Source organism: Jutongia huaianensis (assembly GCF_014384985.1).
GTDB lineage: Bacteria > Bacillota > Clostridia > Lachnospirales > Lachnospiraceae > Jutongia > Jutongia huaianensis.
Genome location: NZ_JACRSX010000002.1, coordinates 17,854 through 39,157, shown reverse-complemented (window position 1 = coordinate 39,157; position 21,304 = coordinate 17,854). Strand labels below are relative to the sequence as shown.

The 21,304-nt window shown below is 45.5% G+C and carries 21 protein-coding genes; 4 read left to right on the top strand and 17 right to left on the bottom strand.

Translation table 11 applies throughout. The features are described 5' to 3' along the window. Positions 1-26: 26 nt before the first annotated feature. The 4 genes from H8704_RS02245 to mreB form a co-directional block, all read right to left on the bottom strand. Positions 27-365: a rod-binding protein gene (locus H8704_RS02245; protein WP_118678659.1), complete on the bottom strand. Its 339-nt coding sequence runs from the start codon at positions 363-365 to the stop codon at positions 27-29. A 44-nt stretch (positions 366-409) separates the two neighbouring features. Further along, positions 410-1,228, bottom strand: a complete 819-nt coding sequence (locus H8704_RS02240; protein WP_249297135.1) for a flagellar hook-basal body protein — start codon at positions 1,226-1,228, stop codon at positions 410-412. A gap of 17 nt (positions 1,229-1,245) precedes the next feature. After that, on the bottom strand, positions 1,246-2,022 hold the full coding sequence (locus H8704_RS02235; protein ID WP_249297133.1) for a flagellar hook-basal body protein: 777 nt from the start codon (positions 2,020-2,022) through the stop codon (positions 1,246-1,248). A 99-nt stretch (positions 2,023-2,121) separates the two neighbouring features. Then, positions 2,122-3,117, bottom strand: coding sequence for a rod shape-determining protein (gene mreB / locus H8704_RS02230; protein ID WP_022465261.1), 996 nt, complete (start codon positions 3,115-3,117; stop codon positions 2,122-2,124). Between the two features lie 215 nt (positions 3,118-3,332). Between mreB and H8704_RS02225 the strand changes: the two genes are divergently transcribed. After that, positions 3,333-3,800, top strand: a complete 468-nt coding sequence (locus H8704_RS02225) for a hypothetical protein (protein ID WP_249297131.1) — start codon at positions 3,333-3,335, stop codon at positions 3,798-3,800. Positions 3,801-3,924: 124 nt separating this feature from the next. On the opposite strand, the gene H8704_RS02220 is transcribed toward H8704_RS02225, so the two are convergent. After that, the gene (locus H8704_RS02220; protein WP_249297129.1) at positions 3,925-4,395 is read right to left on the bottom strand and encodes a hypothetical protein; all 471 of its coding nucleotides are present in this window, start codon (positions 4,393-4,395) and stop codon (positions 3,925-3,927) included. 54 nt (positions 4,396-4,449) lie between these two features. Then, on the bottom strand, positions 4,450-6,189 hold the full coding sequence (gene recJ / locus H8704_RS02215; RefSeq protein ID WP_249297127.1) for a single-stranded-DNA-specific exonuclease RecJ: 1,740 nt from the start codon (positions 6,187-6,189) through the stop codon (positions 4,450-4,452). Between the two features lie 119 nt (positions 6,190-6,308). On the opposite strand from recJ, the gene prmA reads away from it, so the two are divergent. Next, positions 6,309-7,343 carry a 50S ribosomal protein L11 methyltransferase gene (gene prmA / locus H8704_RS02210; protein ID WP_249297125.1) on the top strand — a complete coding sequence of 345 codons (1,035 nt, stop codon included), beginning with the start codon at positions 6,309-6,311 and terminating at the stop codon, positions 7,341-7,343. A 74-nt stretch (positions 7,344-7,417) separates the two neighbouring features. Here the strand turns inward: prmA and secD are convergent, their stop codons facing one another. From secD to H8704_RS02195, 3 genes are all read right to left on the bottom strand, one after another. Next, a complete protein-coding gene (gene secD, locus H8704_RS02205; RefSeq protein WP_249297124.1) occupies positions 7,418-9,625 on the bottom strand; it encodes a protein translocase subunit SecD in 2,208 nt (735 codons plus the stop codon). A 185-nt stretch (positions 9,626-9,810) separates the two neighbouring features. Then, positions 9,811-10,695, bottom strand: a complete 885-nt coding sequence (locus tag H8704_RS02200; RefSeq protein WP_249297122.1) for a polysaccharide deacetylase family protein — start codon at positions 10,693-10,695, stop codon at positions 9,811-9,813. A gap of 156 nt (positions 10,696-10,851) precedes the next feature. Then, on the bottom strand, positions 10,852-11,232 hold the full coding sequence (locus tag H8704_RS02195; RefSeq protein ID WP_249297120.1) for a TIGR04086 family membrane protein: 381 nt from the start codon (positions 11,230-11,232) through the stop codon (positions 10,852-10,854). Between the two features lie 90 nt (positions 11,233-11,322). Here H8704_RS02195 and H8704_RS02190 point away from each other — a divergent pair, with 90 nt between their 5' ends. After that, positions 11,323-12,186 carry a PHP domain-containing protein gene (locus H8704_RS02190; protein ID WP_249297119.1) on the top strand — a complete coding sequence of 288 codons (864 nt, stop codon included), beginning with the start codon at positions 11,323-11,325 and terminating at the stop codon, positions 12,184-12,186. A 126-nt stretch (positions 12,187-12,312) separates the two neighbouring features. Here the strand turns inward: H8704_RS02190 and yajC are convergent, their stop codons facing one another. The 7 genes from yajC to H8704_RS02155 form a co-directional block, all read right to left on the bottom strand. After that, a complete protein-coding gene (yajC, locus tag H8704_RS02185; protein WP_022465270.1) occupies positions 12,313-12,645 on the bottom strand; it encodes a preprotein translocase subunit YajC in 333 nt (110 codons plus the stop codon). Next, on the bottom strand, positions 12,642-13,772 hold the full coding sequence (gene tgt, locus H8704_RS02180) for a tRNA guanosine(34) transglycosylase Tgt (protein WP_118678675.1): 1,131 nt from the start codon (positions 13,770-13,772) through the stop codon (positions 12,642-12,644). The genes yajC and tgt overlap by 4 nt, the downstream gene beginning before the upstream one ends. Positions 13,773-13,830: 58 nt before the next feature. Next, complete coding sequence (locus H8704_RS02175) at positions 13,831-14,289, bottom strand: DUF1700 domain-containing protein (RefSeq protein WP_022465272.1); 459 nt, start codon at positions 14,287-14,289, stop codon at positions 13,831-13,833. 122 nt (positions 14,290-14,411) lie between these two features. Further along, the gene (gene fba / locus H8704_RS02170) at positions 14,412-15,281 is read right to left on the bottom strand and encodes a class II fructose-1,6-bisphosphate aldolase (RefSeq protein ID WP_022465273.1); all 870 of its coding nucleotides are present in this window, start codon (positions 15,279-15,281) and stop codon (positions 14,412-14,414) included. A 99-nt stretch (positions 15,282-15,380) separates the two neighbouring features. Next, positions 15,381-16,217, bottom strand: a complete 837-nt coding sequence (locus tag H8704_RS02165) for a patatin-like phospholipase family protein (RefSeq protein WP_022465274.1) — start codon at positions 16,215-16,217, stop codon at positions 15,381-15,383. 52 nt (positions 16,218-16,269) lie between these two features. Next, positions 16,270-18,825: a heavy metal translocating P-type ATPase gene (locus tag H8704_RS02160; protein ID WP_249297117.1), complete on the bottom strand. Its 2,556-nt coding sequence runs from the start codon at positions 18,823-18,825 to the stop codon at positions 16,270-16,272. Positions 18,826-18,852: 27 nt separating this feature from the next. Beyond that, positions 18,853-19,161 carry a metal-sensing transcriptional repressor gene (locus tag H8704_RS02155; protein WP_178659315.1) on the bottom strand — a complete coding sequence of 103 codons (309 nt, stop codon included), beginning with the start codon at positions 19,159-19,161 and terminating at the stop codon, positions 18,853-18,855. A gap of 262 nt (positions 19,162-19,423) precedes the next feature. Between H8704_RS02155 and H8704_RS02150 the strand changes: the two genes are divergently transcribed. Beyond that, on the top strand, positions 19,424-19,990 hold the full coding sequence (locus tag H8704_RS02150; protein WP_243102030.1) for a biotin transporter BioY: 567 nt from the start codon (positions 19,424-19,426) through the stop codon (positions 19,988-19,990). Positions 19,991-20,120: 130 nt separating this feature from the next. On the opposite strand, the gene aroB is transcribed toward H8704_RS02150, so the two are convergent. Continuing rightward, complete coding sequence (gene aroB / locus H8704_RS02145) at positions 20,121-21,239, bottom strand: 3-dehydroquinate synthase (RefSeq protein ID WP_249297115.1); 1,119 nt, start codon at positions 21,237-21,239, stop codon at positions 20,121-20,123. Positions 21,240-21,304 lie beyond the last annotated feature (65 nt).

Sequence of the window (21,304 nt, the reverse complement as noted above, 5' to 3'; positions counted from 1 at the left end):
AACAGCGGCCCGTTTTGTATTTAATATTATAAATTGTACTGTTGTTTTAAATTATCATATAATTGCTGTGCCAGACCAATCTGGCCGCTTTCTGTAATAGAGGATGCAAGCTGTTCATTGCGCATATCGGCAAACATCTTGGTATATTCGCCTTGCTCATCCTCATTTTCCGTGGTTTTCTTTGCTTCCTCAATCATTTTCTGTACGAAATATGTCTCAAAGCTCTTGCAGGCTTCCATTAACTCCTCATCGGAAGAATCTTTGCTGACGCCACTGATCTTATCTGACGCAGAACCTGCAGCTACATTGCTAAGCTGTGAGGAATAGCTGTCATACAGGGATGACACATCTAAAACTGAACTCATAGAAGTCTCTCCTTCCTTATCCCTTATCGCCCGCCAAAAATGAATTATGAACGGAGATTATTGGCCTGCTGAAGCATCTCGTCCGATGCAGTGATGGCCTTGGAATTCATCTCATAGGCCCGCTGTGTGACGATCATATCAACCATCTCATCCACAGCCTGTACATTGGACGCCTCCAAATATCCGTTTTTCACAATGCTTCTCTTTAAAGCAGCATCGTCACCCTCTATACGGGCATCCCCGGAAGCATCGGTTGCCACATAATAACTGTCGCCAACCTTTTCCAGACCGTTTGTATTGTTAAACTGCGCCATTCCAATGTTGATGCCAAGCGGAAGCGCATTGCCATCATCACCAACATAACCGATGCCGCCATAATTATCAAATCGAAGCTTGGATGTGTCCACATCCGCGTCAAAGCTGATCTCCTTGCCGGTAGAATCAAGAACAGCATATCCCTCCTGTGTAGTCAGCGACCAGCCTCCTGAAGTGTTCTTGGATAAATTAAAATGACCATTTCTGGTATAACACTGTGTACCGTCAGGCTTCTGGATCATAAACAATCCCTCACCCTCAACTGCAAAGTCGAACGCTGCATTGGTCGTCGTAAAGGAACCCTGTGTAAACTGGGTTGCAATCGAACCAACCTTAACACCAAGTCCAACCTGAGCACCGATCGGTTTCTGATTTCCCTCTGAATCCATCGTTTTTTTCTGGATATTCTGATATAAAAGTGTCTGGAAACGTGCCGTTTCCTTTTTATAACCTGTAGTATTGATATTTGACAGGTTATTGGACAATGTATCCATGCTGGTCTGCTGGGCTTTCATACCGGAAGCAGCCGTCCAAAGAGCTCTCATCATAATTTATTCACACCTTCCTATCCTACTTTACCTACGTCATTGACAGAACGATTTAATAAGCTGTCCTGTGTCTGGACCATTTTCTGTCCCGCCTCATAGGCACGGGTGATCGTGATCATATCTACCATCTGATCGATCACATTGACATTAGACTGTTCCGTATAGCCCTGTTGCAGAGAAGAGTTTCCCTCTACAGCAGTTGCACCGTCAACTGTCTCCCAAAAATTATCTCCGTACTGCTTGAGATAATTGTAATCCTCAAAATCAGTAATCTTAACGGTATCCACATAAACATTATCCGCATACACCGCACCATCCTGATCGATCACGATTCTCGCTGCATCGGTAGGAACCTGAAGATCTCCTCCCTCTCCCTGAAGATGGTTACCGTCACTGTCCACAATAAAACCATCCTTCGTAGCGGTAAAACATCCATTTCTCGTATAACAGGTCTTATCCTCACCTTTGGCATTGGTCGTGCGGACTGTAAAAAAACCCTTCCCCTGAATTGCAATGTCGTATGTATTCTCCGTCTGCCGTAAGGATCCCTGGTCCCAATTGGTATATGTCTCACCAATCTTGACACCCAGACTCATATTTCCAACAGGCTCATCTACAAAACCATTGGAACGGTCTCTGATCTTATATGTCAGCATTTCTTTGAATGCCTGACTGGTCACCTGCTCCTCCTTATAACCAATCGTAGCGGAATTGGCAAGATTATTTGAAATAATATCCAGCCTTTTCTGCTCATTATACATCCCCGTATATGCAGTATATAAACCTCTTGTCATAGGCCCCTCCTTCTTACAAGCTTTACGGAAAACTTTAACTGACCGGATCAAAATCCAGCCAGTCTCTCTTAATATATATCGGCTGATCACCGGATCATTTTAATCCTCGTCATGCTTACCACTCAAAAACTCTACAAACTGACCGGTACCGATTGCTACTGCAGTCATCGGATCCTCTGCAGTCATAGTAGTAATGCCTGTCTTCTCCTCGATCAGCTCTTCTAAACCATAAAGAAGACTTCCGCCACCAGTCAGAACAATACCACGATCAGAAACATCTGCTGCAAGCTCCGGTGGTGTTTTCTCCAGAACACTGTGAACAGCCTCTACGATCTGAGATGTAATCTCCTTCAACGCATCCATAGTCTCATCTGAAGTAACTGTAATGGTCTTCGGCAGTCCTGTCACAAGGTTACGTCCACGCACATCCATGGAAACAACCTCCGGACGCTTATAGGCAGACCCGATCTGGATCTTAATGTCCTCCGCTGTACGTTCACCAATCAGAAGATTGTGTGTTTTACGCATATAACGAACAATTGCCTCATCGAAGTCATCGCCGGCAACCTTAATGGATGTGCTGACAACTGTACCTCCCAGAGAAATTACGGCAATATCCGCTGTACCTCCGCCGATATCCACGATCATATTACCACATGGTCTGGAAATATCAATTCCTGCACCAATCGCAGCTGCAATGGGTTCCTCAATAATCGCCACCTCACGGGCACCTGCCTCATAAGTAGCATCCTCTACTGCCTTCTTCTCCACTTCCGTAACCCCACTCGGTACACAGACACTGATACGCGGTTTTCTGAAACGCGTCTTTCCACATGCCTTCTGAATGAAGTAACGGAGCATCTTTTCTGTTACGGTATAATCAGAAATAACACCCTGGCGCAGTGGTCTGACTGCCACGATATTTCCAGGAGTACGTCCCAGCATCAGACGGGCATCCTCTCCGATCGCCTTGATCTTATTGGTGTCACGATCAAACGCAACTACTGACGGCTCCCTTAAAACAACACCCTTTCCCTTTATATATACAAGTACATTCGCTGTACCAAGATCAATTCCGATATCACTACCAACCATTTGTTTTCTCCTTTCCTTACATCCTATTTCTCTATTTTTTCCGTTTTGTAACAAAAATAAACGTATTCTATGCTATTATATACCATTTTTCAGATAATTCAAAGACTATTTTCATTTTCTGCCAATTTTTCATAAAAAAGTTATAATTCTTCATTGATTCCCGTCAATATGTATATTACACTTAATTCATATTGAATTATTTTGGGAGGAATATTATGAAATCATCCACTGTCCAGATCCGCCACGAAGAACGTATTATCAGCCGTTTTTGCGCGCTCCGCGTTTCCCGGTACATGCTCTGTATCCTGCTTTTCCCTCTGTATTTTATCCATTACCCGGCTGCCCTTTATCCTCTGGCTGCTCTTCTGGTTCTCCCTCCGTTCCTGAATCTTATTCTGGAAACTTCCCGCCCCCAGGACAATGAAGCTGCCCAAAAGCAGTCTTCCATGCCACAGATTATAGCGCAGTATCATTTCAGCTTTACCGGATACCGTTCCGAGCGTTTCTGCTTTATTCTCGGACTGGTTCTTCTGGCAGTCTGGCAATGGATCCAGCCGGACGAATACTGGTATGATCTTCCTCTCGGAAAGGTTCCCCTGATCCTGCTGGTCTTTTATTATGTATCCCAGACGCTTCTTTCCTTCTGCTACCGTTATTCCATCAAAAAAACTCTGCACGAATAAGTTTCTCCTGGCAAACTGTTTTATAGAAAAAAAGCCGTCCCTGATCCGGAACGGCTTTTATTGTTCATTCAATACAATGATCTATTTATGTATGATGCTGTATCATATCACTTATATTCTAATTTTAAAGCAGCGAAGCCGGCTTCTTGCTCTGCTCCTGAAAATACTGATAAACCTCCTGCACCGTCCGGTAAGTCAGACTGGACGTATCCTCCGTCTGTGCTGCCTCCTCCAGAACAGCTGCCATGGAATCTGCCATTTCAGATGCCTGCGTTGTCTGTGCACTCAGATAAGACTGCAATATACCGGCAAATCCTGATATCCCCTGAGATAATCCCAACAGACTGTCATCACTTCTGGAAACACCGGACAATCCATACAGGGAATCCAGTCCCTCAATGCTGTTCAAAGAAGATAAGCCATATCCCAGCCCGGAACCGATAGCACTCGTAAGTCCTGATGAATCAGAAGAGTCATCGCTATTACCGGAAAGCGCATCAAACATAGTGCTCATAGAATTATGATTGATCAGATACTGATAATACAGATCTCTTGACAAATCCGACAATGAAGAAACAGCTGAAATATCTGACATAATTAACTCCTTTCCGTTGCAAAACCTTCTGATTTTTGTATCATATCATTTTCTTTACCTGCAGTCAACTATAGTATACTGCAGCTCCTGATATCTCTCGTTAATCTTTGGTATATAAATTATATCCATAAAACAATCTCTGGCACGACCGTCTATCAGATCCAGCCACATCTGTTCCGAATATTTTTCACAGATTTCCCGTTTCATACACTGATCTATCCGGAAGTCCACCAGATTATAGCATCTCCCCTGATCCACAGCCATAAAACTTCCCACCTGTCCTTCTTTTCCGCGAATTTTTACGGACAAAATCTCCAGCCCCCGTCTGGCAAAAAGTGCTCCTTCGTTTTTTTCTCCCACCGGCTGCAGGTAATTTAATTCCCGCACCAGATTTCCATCAATCTCCGCCAGCGAAACCTCCCGGTCAATCATCACCTTTTCCATCAGCTCCTTCCGGGTCAGGGTACATCTTTGGTTCAGAGTATCTCTCAGAATGTCAAGATTATTTTCCTCCAATGAAAATCCCGCAGCCATTGCGTGCCCTCCATATTCCAGCAAAAGATCTCCACAGGCGTTAAGCTCCTGCTGCATATGATATCCCGGTATGGAACGTCCTGATCCCTTCAAATGATCTCCCGATCTTGTAAGTATCATGGTTGGCCGGTAATATTTTTCTTTGATCCGGCCCGCCACGATCCCGGCAACACTCTCTGGACACTGCTCCACAAAAACCACCAGAACATTCCGGCTCAGATATCCTTCCTCCTCAATCTGTTTTTCTGCCAGTTCCGTAGACCTTGCCGTAATATCTTTTCTGCTCTCATTCAACCTGATCAGTTCTCCCGCCAGTTTATCCGCCTTCTCCTGATCTGCCTCAAGCATCAATTCTACACCGGTAGAAGCATCCTCCAGCCGACCCGCTGCATTAATACATGGTCCGATCCGGAATCCAATGCAGCCGGAATCCACCGCCCTGTTCAGATCCAGCTGACGGATCAATGAAGCCAGTCCCTTGTTGGTACTATGCTGCAAAAACTCCAGTCCGCAGCTGACGATCGTTCTGTTTTCCCTCTGAAGCGGCACTACATCACAGACAGTTGCTACCGCAGCCATAGATAAAAGTTCGTTTAAAAACTCCTCGTCTTCCCTGCCGGCGTAAAGCTCTGCGATCAGACGATATACCAATCCTGCACCACACATTTCTCTCCATGGATATCTGCTCTCTTTTCTTTTAGGATCTACTACGGCATCTGCCGGAGGAATTCTCTCCTCCCCCGTATCATTATCCAAAGGAACATCATGATGATCTGTGACGATCATAGTCATTCCAAGCTCTTTGGCGCGGACAACAGCGTCCCATGCCGAAATGCCATTATCGCAGGTGATAATGGTATCTATTCCCTTTTCGCGAGCCTGCTCCACCATATAACTGCGCAGACCATAACCGTCTCTCTGCCGATGGGGCACACGCCAGCTCACATCCGCCCCCAGCCTTCTAAGTCCCAGCACCAGAATCGCAGTAGACATCACACCATCCACATCGTAATCCCCGATCACCTGTATCTTTTGGTGCCGCTTTATCTTCTCTTTTATAATATCCAGAGACAGATCCAGATCATAAATGTCATGGGCGGTATGCAGATTATCCATAGAAGGATACAGATAATCATCTATGGCGTTCCAGTCATAAAGCCCTCTCTTTACCAGAACCTCTGCTAAAATCTCTGATATATGATATCTTTCCGCAATCTTTTTCAGATCTGCGGGATTTTTTTTCATCATCCACTGTTTCATTTGTATAACATCCTTCACTTTGTTATAATGAATTTATCACAATTAACTATTGCTGTAAAGACAGCGTACAAATTCGTGATGACAGCGGAAAATAACGTGAGAAAGGAATGGAAATATAAATGAAATGGATTCAATATAAAGTATATACAACCACAGATGCTGCAGAGATCATCGGTGAACTTCTTTGCGAATTAGGCATACAGGGATTTGAAATTTCCGACCATGTTCCCCTGACTCCGGAGGAAGAAAAACAAATGTACACGGATATCCCGGCAGACCTGGGACCGGATGACGGTAAATCTGTCCTGACCTTCTACACCGAAGGAGAAAATAAGCCACAGGAACGGGAATTTTACAGCACCGGCTCTTCTCTGCGGGATGCAGATTTTACTCCGGCACCGGAGGTGCGCAGTCCCGAGGAGCTGATTCAGACTCTCCGCCAGCGTATCATGGAAATGCAGCAATTTTTTCCCTTTGCCGATCCAAAGATATCCTATTCTGTTCAGGATGATTCCCTTTGGAAGGATAAATGGAAAGACAGCTTTCATCCGTTCCGGGTATCCGATGATCTGATCGTCACTCCCGTCTGGGAAGCGCATCCGGATATTGCCACTGCAAAGGATACTCTCCTTCTGATCGAACCGGGCTCTGCCTTCGGAACCGGCACCCATGAAACCACGCGGCTCTGTATGACTTCTCTGAAGAAATACATTTCCCCGGAAACAACCATACTGGACGCCGGCTGCGGCAGCGGCATTCTGGCGATTGCAGCACTCCTCTACGGTGCGAAAAGTGCATTTTGTCTGGACATTGATCCTTCTGCCGTTACCGGCACACTGGAAAACGCAGAGCGGAATCATATTGCAGGCGACCGCATCCGTGCCATTCACGGCAACATTCTGGAGGACAGCGCCTCGATCAAGGCAGCTTGTCCGGAACCTTTTGATGTTGTTGTGGCAAATATCCTTGCCGATGTGATCATCCCTCTTGCCGGTATGATCCGTCCATTCCTCAAGCCGGACGGTGTATTTATCTCCTCCGGCATTCTCACCAGCCGCGGCGATGATGTCCGTAAAGCACTGACGGATAATCATTTCACGATCATTGAGGAAAACACACTGGGAGAATGGATCTCCTTTGTAGCAAAACCATAAAGCTTAAAAGGTGTCACAATTATGTGACACCTTTTAATTTCTATCCGATATTCTTTGGCATTGGATAAACACCTTTAGGCGTTCTTTTTGCCAAGCTTTCTTTTCATTGTATACCACAGAGTACCTGTAATACATACAGAAGAGTATGCACCACAAATGATACCTGCCATCAGAGGGATTGCAAAATCCTTTACGGAATCTACGCCGAGAATCGCCAGCATAAATACCATGATGAACGTGGTGATCGAAGTATTGATACTTCTGGTCAATGTCTGTGTGATACTGTCATCTACGATCTGATCCAGAACAGAGGAATCCTTACGTCCGTTCAGGTTCTCACGGATACGGTCAAAGATAACGATAGTTGCGTTGATAGAGTAACCTACAATAGTAAGCATACATGCGATGAATGTATTACCAACGGAAATCTTGGAAGCTGCATATACCAGCAGCACGATCGCACAGTCGTGAAGCAATGCTAACACGGCACTGCTTGCAAAGATTACATCCTTGAACCGGAACCAGATATAAATCAGCATACAGATTGCTGCAATGATCACGGATACAATCGCATTCGTTTTCATCTCATCCGATACCGCTGCACTGATGCTATCGTACTGGATATTCTTTTCCTGTACCTTAAACTTATCTACTAACTGATTGGTCAGCTCTGCTCTCTGATCATCTGAAAGCTCTACCGTCTTAACGGACAGAGTGTTGCTTCCTGCTACATCAGAAATAATAACATCATTTGATCCACTCGTCTTACTGAAGATACTCTCTACCTGCTTCTTCAGATCATCATCAATCTTCTCTCCACTGTCAAAAGTAACATTGTAAGTGGTACCACCCAGGAAATCAAGACCATAATTCAGGATATAACCGATTCTTCCTGTCTTGTTGACAACAAGCATAACGACACATGCCAGGATCAGCACGCCGGAAATTACAAAGAATTTCATTCTGTTGGCAACAAATGGGATACGCTTTCTTGCACCCTCAACACCAAAGTATTTCACATCATCAATACCAAGAACATACATTGCCTGAAGAAGAAGCTTTGTAATAACAAGAGCCGTAAACATAGACAAGATAATACCGATCGCCAATGTCGTAGCAAATCCTTTGATCGTACCGGAGCCCTTCAGATAAAGCACAAATGCTGCGATCAGGGTTGTTATGTTACCATCTACGATAGCAGACAATGCCTTGTCAAAACCGAGCTTAATACTCGTCTGTACAGATTTGCCCTTTGCAAGCTCCTCCTTGATACGGGTGAATATGATAACATTCGCATCCACCGCCATACCAATATTCAAAATGATACCGGCAACACCAGGAAGTGTCAGGGTAACATTTAAGCCATTTAATACAACAAGCATCAGCACCAAATAGAATAACAGTGCGATAGATGCTGCCAGACCGGGAAGTCTGTAAAATACTACCATGAAAAGTACCACCAGACCAAATCCGATCGCACCTGCCATAAGACTTGTCTTAATCGCATCCAGACCAAGCTGGGCACCAACAACCTGAGACTGTGCCTCCTTCAGCTCCAAAGGAAGTGCACCGATACGGATACCTGCTGCCAGCTCCTCTGCATCAGCAAATGTCTTAAAGCTTCCGGAAATCTGTGCCTTACCATTGAGAATCTCACTCTGAACTGCCGGAGAAGAAAGCTCCTTGCCATCATAGATAATATAAATTCTCTTCTTTGATGGGGCTGCTGCCTGAGTGGCTGCGCCAAATTTCTTCGTTCCCTTTTTGTTGAAGGTAATATCAACGACATTCTCTTTATTTTTTGTCGTCTCATTCTGAATCGTATTAGCTTCAGCATTCTTTACCTCAGAACCGGAACAAATGACCTTGCTCTTGTCATATGTAACGGTACCGTCCTTCTTAACCGTTACATCATCCTCCGCTACGAAATCAAGAGAACCCTCTTTACCAAGACTCTTCAACACTTCCTCCGCATCAGCGACACCCGGAATATCTACCTCAATACGCTTGTCTCCCTGCTGTACAACAGAGGACTCCGTACTGTATACCTCGGCACGCTGCTGCATCTTCTGGATCGTATCCTTCATCTCTGTGTCTGTAGGATTATCCTTGACTGCCTCATACGTGATACTGACACCACCGGCCAGGTCCAGTCCTAATCTGATGTTCTGCGCACTTCCCTTATGGGCAGCCCCCAGTCCAACCAGAGTCGTGTAACCACAAAATGCAATTGCTGCTATAATCACGATTATAGTAAGCAATCCTTTCCTTTTGTTCTTCATTGCTACATATCTCCTTTAAATAACTCTTTTTCGCAGATATTCTTATGCTTTTCGTTCCGTACACGCATAAAAAACCACGTTAAAGATTATTATAGCATAGTCAATGAAAGATTGGCAAGCGATTCCTTATATTTCCTCAAGCATTTCCTCAACCCCTATTTCCTCAAGCCTTTTCGGGAGTTATTTCACCGGCCGTTGAAATAAACCTTTCCGCCCTTGGCATCAATGCCTTTATAGTAGAATAATTCCTCGACTGTCACAAGCTGAAAGCCTTTTTTGCGCAGCTTCGGCACTAGCTTCTCCACTGCCGCAGCCGTACTTGGATACAGGTCATGCATCAGAACAATATCCCCATCCTTGATGCTCTTACAGCGGCTCAATATTTTGTCTTTATTTCTGCTGGCCCAGTCTTCAGTATCCACATTCCAGTAGATCATCGGAATCCGGATCGTCTGACGCATCTTATCATTGACATTGCCATATGGCGGGCGCAACATCGTTGGATTCTCCCCGTTGATCTTTTTCATAACACGGAATGCTCTTTTTAATTCACGGCGTATCTGTTTCTTTTTCATTTTGCTGAGATCTCCGTGATCAAAGGTATGTGTCGCAATCTGATTGCCCTTATTATAAGCATTTTTCATCGTATCCGCATACCGTTCTACACGATTTCCAACTACAAAAAACGTAGCTCTGGAATCATGCTTTGCCAAAACCTTTACAATGCGGTTAGTCACACGGTCATAAGGACCGTCATCAAAAGTCAGGGCAACCATCGGTTTCTCCGGATCCAGATCTTTGCGGATATGCTCTACCCGGACCTTTTCTTCTTCCGGTTCTTTTGTACCGGCAGGTTTCTCTGCCTCTTTTGTATTTTTCTTTTTCTGATCCACAGAGGCCTCTGTTTTTATCTGTGATTTATTCTGCTCCCCCTGACGGTTCAGCCGCACAAGCTGTACTGCCATTGCTATGATAACAATACCAAGTACCACAGCCGCACTAATCATGATCCATATTGAACGGGAATCCCCCTGTTCTTTTCTGTCTTTCCCCTTATTTCCTCTGCTCATCTTCTACTCACCTTTTCTTCCTTCATTCACTTGTGCATTTCACGAGCATCTTTATCCCCTCTTTTTTGCACACGGACTATCATAACACAACTATTATTTTTATCATCACACAATGTTTACTTTTGTATTAAATAACTGTTAACTATCTGATAACTTTTAGCTTTTTTCCTGATCTGCCGGGGCAAGCATTCCACCGATCATCCCCGAAACCACACAGATGATCCCGCTGCTGACTGTCTGAAAATTCATTGCGGGTCCCTGATGATAAACAACATTCCCCACCAGTAAAAGCACCAGGAAATACCCCGCCCCCATCAATGCACCCCAGAGGAATTTCTGTTTTCCTTTGATCTGTCCAATGCAAAAGCCTCCCACCATGGAGGAAATTACATATGCTGCGATCACTCCTCCGCCGACAAACCCGAAATTCATATGTCCATTCAGCATAAATGCTGAAACAACTGCCAGAATCAACGCAGAGATCACCAGCATTCCCATTAATACTGAAAAAAAACCGATTACATTTTTACTTTTCATTCTTCTTCTCCTGAAAATCACATTTTATTATCTATTGTATGTTCATTTGTGGTAAACTATTCAGCAGAACAAATATCAGGAGGGATTTCTATGACGAATTATATTGATCTGCATACACATTCAAATGCTTCCGATGGCACCTGCACCCCCACTGAAGTCGTCCGGCTTGCCGCACAGAAAGGACTTCGTGCTATGGCATTAACTGACCACGACACCGTATCCGGCGTGGAGGAAGCCATGAACACCGCCTCCGCATTCTCCCTGCCGATCCAGGTGATTCCCGGCACAGAACTTTCCGTTGCATACAAAAAACAAGATATCCATATCGTGGGACTTTTTGTTGATCACCGCAACAAATCCTTTCAGGATATGACACAGCTTCTGATCCGGCGCCGTCTGGAACGCAACGAAGAAATGATACGCCGCTTCAACGCCAACGGCATCCCCGTCACCTACGAGGAGCTTACCCTGGGAAATCCGAATGCTGTGATCACCAGAGCGCACTTTGCCAGATATCTTGTGGAGCATCAGATCGTAAAGATTCCAAATGAAGCCTTCAAAAAATATCTCGATCCCGGATGTCCCTACTTTATCCCACGGGAATATATACAGCCGGAGGACGGTATCGAGATCATCCGAAAAGCCGGTGGTGTTCCGATCCTGGCACACCCCCTTCATTACAAATTACCTCAAAAAGAACTGGAGACATTGATCGCCCGGCTTAAAGATGCCGGACTTATGGGAATCGAGGTGAAATATTCAAACCATACCGTGCAGGATGAATACTACGCCAGCCAGCTTGCTTCCCGTTTTGACCTGCTGCCAAGCGGCGGCTCAGACTTTCACGGAGCCAATAAACCGGCGATCGATATCGGTACCGGTCGCGGAACGCTGGCCGTTCCTTACGAATATCTGGAAAATCTCGCTGCAGCCGTGGACTACCATTTATCCTGACATACGCGCACACTTTTTCCTAACAAATAATGCTCTGAAACAAATAAAAAAATATTTTCTGAAAATAAAAACGTCTGAAGAAAACTTCTTCAGACGTTTTATGATCATATCAGCAATTAAATTCCATTATTTATTTTCATTGCCCTGCTTATCAATCTCTACGATGTTTTCCTTTTTCATCGGAATACGGCAATTCTTGTTATTACCAAACTCTACGATAACAACCTCATCCATGATATCGATCACAACACCAAAAAATCCGCTGGTAGTAAGAACACTGTCTCCCACCTCCAATGTAGTAAGAAGTGTGTCATGCTCCTTCTGCTGCTTCTTCTGTGGACGGATTGCAAAAAACCAGAAAATACCAATGATAGCCGCATAGATCACTACCATACTGAGAATTCCCTGTGTTGTAGAAGCCTGTCCGTTTGCTGATGCCAATACACTTATTGCATTCATTTTAGTTCCTCCATACTTTCTAATTTTTTCTTTTTATATTCCTGGAAGCATCCCTGTTCGATTGCCTCCCGAATTTCTTCCATCAAATGGTTATAGAACCACAGATTATGTGTCACCATGCAACGAAGTCCCAGCATTTCCTTTGCCTTCAGCAGATGACGGATATAGGCACGGCTATACCGGCGGCATACCGGACATCCACAATCCTCATCCAACGGCCGGTCATCTCTCTCATACTTTGCATTAAAGAGATTCAATTTTCCATGGTTGGTATAAGCATGACCATGTCTTCCATTGCGGGCAGGATATACACAATCAAAGAAATCCACACCTCGTTCTACAGACTCCAGAATATTCTGCGGTGTTCCGACTCCCATCAGATAAGTCGGCTTGTCCTCCGGCAGGTAATCTATTGTCTTCTCGATCACGTCATACATCTCCGCATGAGTTTCACCCACTGCAAGACCACCCAGCGCATAACCATCCAGATTCATCTCAGAAATCCTTTTTGCATGCTCGATCCTGATATCCTGAAAAGTACCTCCCTGATTGATCCCAAATAACAGCTGATGAGGATTCAGCGTCTCCTCCAGACCATTCAGACGTTTCATCTCCTTCTGACAACGCTCCAGCCATCTGGTAGTACGGTCCACGGAATCCTGCATATACTTTCTGGTAGCAGGATGTGGGGGACACTCATCAAATGCCATCGCTATCGTGGAAGCAAGATGTGACTGTATCTGCATACTCTCCTCCGGTCCCATAAAAATACGATGACCGTCAATATGAGAGTTAAAATATACACCTTCCTCTTTGATCTTGCGAAGCCCCGCCAGAGAGAAAACCTGAAATCCTCCGGAATCTGTCAGCACCGGACGATCCCAGACAGCAAACTTGCGAATTCCTCCCATATCATAAACCACATCATCTCCCGGTCTTACATGAAGATGATAGGTATTGCACAGCATAATCTGTGTCTCTATCTCCTCCAGATCTCTGGTAGAAACCGCTCCTTTAATGGCACCGATCGTACCAACATTCATAAACACCGGAGTCTCCACTGTCCCGTGAACTGTCTCCAGTCTGGCACGTTTCGCCCTTCCATCCTTACACAATACCTTATACATTCCTTTTATTTCCTCCAATATGTCTATCCGCGATAATAGCACCGGAACGCCCTTTATGTCAATATCTACGGAATAAATCTAATAAGAATTTAATAATTAGAACGATCACTACGACAGGAATGACAACCGTTACAGCAAGCTTCAATACAAAGATCAGCACGGCGATCACAATGATCGCAATAGAAATTATCATCGTATAACGGAATATCTTGTCATACCATTTTTCACCGGAGCCTCCATTCGGATAAACACCGTCTGTCCGGGTTTCCCTGCTGTAATCATCTCTCGCCTGTTCCTTATAAAAATCTGCCATAGGCCCTTTTGAAGCCGTAAAAGAATCAATCAGTGTTCTTGCGATCAGCCGGGGATCTCCCAGCTCCTCACATACCTCTCTCTCAGACTTACTGCTTTCCGCAAAATAATTATCATAATAGCGGATATTGTCCTCAATATCCTGTACCGGAATATTGCCCTCTAATGCCATGCGCAGCTCTGACAGAAACTCTCTTCTGGTCATGCTCTATCCTCCATTATAGAAACAACTTTGCAGCCTGCATAAATACAGGCTGCAAAGCTGTTATATCTGTGTACGGCAGATGCCGTTTCCCCACTGCCGTCTCCATATATTCCTTTGTAGGTTTAGTTGAATGCCTTTCCAACAGATCCGAAAAGCTCCATTTTCTCCTTAACAGTAGCCTTAATAGCCTCTGCACCCGGAGCAAGAAGCTTACGAGGATCAAAGCCCTTACCTTGAAGGTCCTTACCCTCCTCAATGTACTTACGTGTAGCTTCCTGGAATGCAAGCTGACACTCTGTATTTACATTGATCTTTGCAACACCGAGAGAGATTGCTTTCTTGATCATATCTGCAGGAATGCCTGTACCACCGTGAAGCACGAGAGGCATATCACCTGTCTTAGCCTGGATCGCATCCAGTGTCTCGAAACTAAGACCAGCCCAGTTCTCAGGATATTTGCCATGGATGTTACCGATACCTGCTGCAAGCATTGTTACACCAAGATCTGCAACCTTCTTACACTCATCAGGATCTGCACACTCACCGGCACCGATGACACCGTCTTCCTCGCCACCGATAGAACCAACCTCTGCCTCAAGAGAAAGGCCAAGGATGTTACAAGCATTTACAAGCTCTGTAGTCTTCTGTACGTTCTCATCGATCGGAAGGCTGGAACCATCAAACATGATGGAAGAGAAACCTGCATTGATACAAGCCTTTGCACCTTCGAATGAACCGTGATCCAGATGAAGTGCTACAGGAACTGTGATGTTAAGCTCCTCCATCATTCCTTTTACCATACCAACGATGGTCTTGTAACCGCACATATACTTTCCAGCACCCTCAGATACACCAAGGATAACCGGTGACTCAAGCTCCTGTGCTGTCTGAAGAATAGACTTTGTCCACTCCAGATTGTTGATATTAAACTGACCTACTGCATAGTGACCTGCTTTTGCTTTTGTAAGCATTTCTTTTGCTGATACTAACATAATCCTAATCCTCCATTTGTATAATTCACTACAAAAACCTCAATTCGTTGCTATTATATACCATTTTTTGCAAAAAGAAAATAGCAATTCTATAAAATCTTAATGAAATAAAGCTTTTATCTCGTCCAGATGCTCCATCGCCTGATCATATCCTGCCTGCCATGACTGCCGCAGAACCTTCACATCTTTTTCCAGACTTTTGAGCGGAGTCTCCGGGCGCAGCAACACTGCACGCCCCTGTTTTTCCAGCTCCTCACAGAGCTTTATGGAACGGTTGTACTTTTTGTAACGGTTAACCAGCGCACGGGCAATGGCAGGATATTTCTTTTCAATACTGCGGGCGATCAAAATATCCGAACGGCGGCATGCTTTGATATATCCCTTCGGTCTTGTAAGCACCACCAGTACTTTGTCATTGCCGTCCGATAATACCTTATCGATCGGAACCGGGTTTGCAAGTCCGCCGTCAAAATATTCTCTGCCCTGAATCACTGCCGGAGGAATGATTCCCGGCAATGCACATGTGCCATGAAACACTTCAAAATCTCTGTCAATATCCTTCTGGGTAAAATACTGTACATGACCTGTCTGTGCATCCGTGGTCACGGCAATAAACTGACCGTCATACTGCCGGAAGGTCTCCATATCAAACGGAACATGGATGTTTGGAATATCACGAAACGCAAACTGTACTCCAAACATACTTCTTTCCTTCAGAAGATTTCTCTTGCTCATATACCGTTTATCATTACGGTACTTTTCCAAAACTTCTATATTACGTCCTCTCTGTCTGGAAATATATGATGCCGCATCGGCACTTCCTGCGGACACCCCGATACAATAAGGAAACATAATATTTTCATCCAGCAAAGCATCCATCACACCACAACTAAACACCGGGCGGAATGTTCCTCCCTCAAATAAAACTGCCGGCATACCTTTCATCCTTTCTGATCCATTTCGATTGCTTTTCATTCTTTCGCAAAGCTTACTCTACGGAAATAACCTTGTAGTCCTGCTCCTCTACTGCTTTTGTCAGCACATCGTCTGCCACATCCGCTGTAAGGGTTACAACTGCCGTACCTTTCTCATGGCTTGCCTGAGCTTCTGCCACACCGTCAATGGCCTCCAGTGCCTTCTTTACATGTGCCTCACAATGTCCACACATCATTCCTTCAATATGAATTGTTTTTGTCATTTTATTATCCTCCTCTTTCTTATTATTAGAATTATCTGAAATAATATCAACTGCAATCGCATCTTTTCTTTTGTGATCCCTGCCGGCATTGTGAAGCTTAAAAAGATTCAGCCGCAGAGCGTTGGTTACAACGCAGAAGCTTGACAGACTCATAGCTGCCGCTCCAAACATCGGATTCAGCTTCCAGCCAAAGAGTGGGATCCAGACTCCTGCTGCCAATGGAATTCCGATCACATTATAAATAAATGCCCAGAAAAGATTTTCATGAATATTTCTCAAAGCTGCCCGGCTTAACCGGATTGCCGCAGGCACATCACTGAGACGGCTCTTCATCAGGACCACATCTGCAGCATCTATAGCAACATCCGTACCTGCACCAATGGCAATACCCATATCTGCCCTGGTAAGTGCCGGTGCATCGTTGATGCCGTCTCCCACCATAGCTACCTTGCCAAACTTTTGCAGCTCCCGGATCACATTTTCCTTGCCATCCGGCAGCACATCCGCTACCACCTCATCCACGCCTGCCTGTGCGCCAATGGCTTCTGCCGTTCTACGATTGTCTCCTGTAAGCATTACTACATGAATGCCCATATTCCGGAGCTCCCGGACCGCCCGCGGGCTGTCCTCCTTGATGACGTCTGCCACCGCAATCATACCGATATAACGGTCATCCCGCAGGAAGCAGAGTGGGGTTTTCCCCTGGTCTGCAAGCTCCTGTGCCTGCTGCTTTACTTTATCTGAAAGTGCCGTGCGGCTGCTGATATATGCAACACTTCCACCGGTAAGATGTACCCCCTCGCAGACAGCCGACAGACCGTTTCCCGGAAGTGCCTGAAATGCACTGACTTTCTTAGAGCTTACACCTTTTTGGGTTCCATAGTCAAGAACAGCTCTCGCCAACGGATGCTCACTCATCTGCTCCAGATGGAATGCATCCGCCAAAAGCTGCCCTTCTGTCACGTCCTCTGCCGGCAAAAGATCCGTAACCTTCGGTTCGCCCTGAGTGATCGTTCCTGTCTTATCCAATGCCACGATTGCTGTCTTGCCGGTTTCTTCCATAGAAACTGCCGTTTTAAACAGAATGCCGTTTCTGGCTCCCACACCATTGGCTACCATGATCGCCACCGGTGTGGCAAGCCCCAGAGCACAAGGGCAGCTGATCACCAAAACGGAAATTCCTCTTGCCAGGGCAAATCCAATATCTTTTCCAAGCAGAAGCCAGGCAAGGATCGTGATCACAGCGATCGTAACAACCGCCGGAACAAAAACACCGGAAACCTGATCGGCAATCTTGGCGATCGGTGCCTTTGTTGCCGCCGCGTCACTGACCATCTGTATGATCTTTGACAGAGTGGTATCTTCTCCTACTCTGGTTGCCTCACAGCGAAGTACACCGGACTGATTGATGGTAGCCGCCGATACACTGTCTCCCTGCGCCTTATCCACAGGAATGCTCTCACCGGTCAGCGCTGACTCATTAACAGCACTGTTTCCTTCCAGCACGATACCATCCACCGGAATATTTCCACCGGGGCGCACCACATAGATATCTCCCTTTTTTACCTGCTCCACCGGCACCTCGATCTCGGCACCGTCACGCACCAGCACAGCTGTTTTGGGTGCCAGATTCATCAGACCTTTTAGGGCATCTGTGGTTTTTCCCTTGGAATATGCTTCCAGCATCTTTCCCACAGTGATCAGCGTCAGGATCATTGCAGCCGACTCAAAATAGAACTCATGCATATACCCCATCACCGCATCTGCATCACCCTTTACCTGGGCATCCGTCATGGCAAAAAGTGCATAGGTGCTATACACAAATGCAGCAGAAGAACCTAATGCAACCAGCGTGTCCATATTGGGAGCACGATGCCAGAGGCTCTTAAAGCCGCTGATAAAAAACTTCTGATTCAGCACCATAATGATCACGGTCAGCAGAAGCTGTGCCAATCCCATTGCCACATGATTTCCTTCAAAAAATGAAGGAAGCGGCCAGCCCCACATCATATGTCCCATGGACAGATACATCAGAAGCAGCAGGAAAATGACCGACGAGAGAAGTCTCCGGCGAAGAACCGGTGTCTCCCGGTCTTTAAGAGAATCCTGCAGGGAATCAAGACCTCCCTCCTTTGACTGCTCCTGCCCCCCTTTGGGACTTGCTCCATAGCCGGCCTCCTCCACCGCCTGAATGACTGCAGCCTGGGATGCGGTTCCTTCTACACCCATAGAATTGGTCAGCAGGCTCACCGAGCAGGAGGTAACACCCTCCACGCCGGAAACCGCCTTTTCCACTCTGGCACTGCAGGCCGCACAACTCATCCCGGTTACAATATATTGTTCCATTGCATTTTCAGCTCCTTTCCTTTTGCATCACTTCATTAATTTCTGCAGCGTCACCACAAGATCATCCACGGTCTCCTCCTTGCCGTCCAGAATATCCTGACGCACGCAAGTCTTGATATGATTGGCTAAAAGCACCTTATTAAAACTGTTTAAGGCAGCATTGACTGCAGATACCTGAACCAGAATGTCGGTGCAATAGGCATCCTCCTCCACCATCCGTTTAATCCCCCGTACCTGTCCTTCGATCCGGCTCAGACGGTTGATCATGTCCTTATATTCCTTTTCCTGACGCTGTTTTTTGCGCTCACAGCAACAGCATTTTTTCTCTGGATCCATATATCATCCCTGCCTTTCGCAAAGAATTATATACCCCCATAGGGTATATTGTCAATCTGATTTGTTAATAAAATCATCCCCTAATTTCATATAATTTATCAATCACTTTGGTAACCCTTTCTATTTTCTGTCAACCTATTTTATTTTATGGTTGACAGAACTTTCTTTCTCCGTTATACTTTGTTGCGAAGGTTAGGGATTTTCCCTGATCAAATTTATTTCATACTCAGAATATGAGAAAACGAAAGAAAAGAGGTATCTTATGAACGACTCAACAACTGTTACCGGTAAAAGATTTACCACACAGCGGCTGGCTCTGATGGCAATGTTTGCAGCAATTCTCTGCGTTTCTGCATACATCAGCGTACCGCTTCCATTTACAGGATATCATGTAACATTCCTGAATTTCATTATCACATTGATCGCTCTCGTATTTCCACTGGAGCAATCTCTGCTGATCTCTATTGTATGGCTTCTCCTGGGTGCTGTAGGAGTACCGGTATTCATTGGCGGAAACGCCGGCATTGGATACCTTATGGGACCTCTCGGCGGATACACAATTGCCTTTATCCTCGTAGCTCTCCTGTTACCACTGCTTCGTGGAGCAAAATATAACCGTATCCGTTTCACGGTCGTATCCGTGGCATCTGTTATATTTGTAGATTTATTTGGTATGGTCTGGCTGAAGCTGATGAACCATATGCCTTGGAAAACCGCATGGTTTGCAGGATTTTTCTCCTTTATTATCCTTGATCTGGTAAAGGCCGTTGTTGTTGCCCAGATCGTTCCTGCATTTCATAAGATCATGCAGAATCAGGTACAGGAATAAATCTATTACAAGCTTTATACAGGGGAAACACGAAAGATTATTTCGTCAGCAAAATTTATGCTTTGCAAAAACAAGAGGCATTGAAAATTATTCCTTTTTCAATGCCTCTTGTTTGTTTATTTATAATTGATCAATCCATTTTCATAATGATCTCTCTGGCAGTTTCTTCACTCACCGGAGCCGCAAAGCTGCCGTCCGGAAACTCCACGACATCTCCAATGCCCTTCTGCAGGACGAAACGAAGCTGTCCGTTTTTTACCTTCTTATCCGTATACAGCTTTTTGACAAGTGCTTCTCTGTCAATATACTCCGGAATCTCTGTCGGAAGACCGGCCCGCTTCAAAAGCTTCACGACCCGTTCCACCTGTTCCTTCGTTACATGCCCCATCTGACATGACAGATGAAGCTGTGCTACCATACCAATAGAAACTGCCTCTCCATGAAGCAGCCGGTAATCACTGACGGTTTCTATGGCCCGACCGACCGTATGTCCCAGATTCAGGACTTCTCTCAAACCACTCTCCCGTTCATCCTTCATGACAACGTGATATTTAATGCTGCAGTTTTCCTCTGCCATATGCTCACAAAGTGCCGGATCAAGTGCCAGAAGCTCCTCCATATGCTGCTCCAGAAAATCAAAAAACTCTCCCTTCGTGGCAAGACACGCATGCTTGATCGTCTCTGCCATACCGCTGGAAAGCTGTCTCTGTGGTAAAGTCTTCCATGTGGCAATATCTAAATAAACCTTCTGAGGCTGATTAAACAGACCGATCAGATTTGTTGCAAGAGGGGTATCTACTGCAGTCTTTCCTCCTACGGATGCATCAGCTGCCGCCAGAAGTGTCGTGGCATAATTTACAAAGGGAACTCCCCTTCCGTATGTTCCGGCAACAAAGCCTGCCAGATCTGTGACTACACCACCTCCTACAGCGATGATACCACAGTCCCTGCGGTATCCCTTTGCCAGCATAGCATCCTCAACCATTTCCTTTGTCCGGCGTGTCTTGCTCTTTTCTCCTGCCGGAAAAGGGAAAATATTTACCGCAAATCCCGCCTCTTCCAGCTTCTGTGCGATCGGCTCCGCATACCGCTTTTCTACTTCACTGTCTGTAATGACTGCCAGCTTCTGTTTGCCTCCCAGCAGTCCGTTTTTCATATCCTCTACCAGATAATCCATCAGATCAAATCCGATCTCAATGGGATAACTGTCATCTACGACCCGTTTTAGCTCTACCTGAAATGTAGCCATTCTGTCACCTAACCTTTCCCCCTGTCCGAAGTTTTTCTATCCTGTACCGGTCACAAACAAAAGAC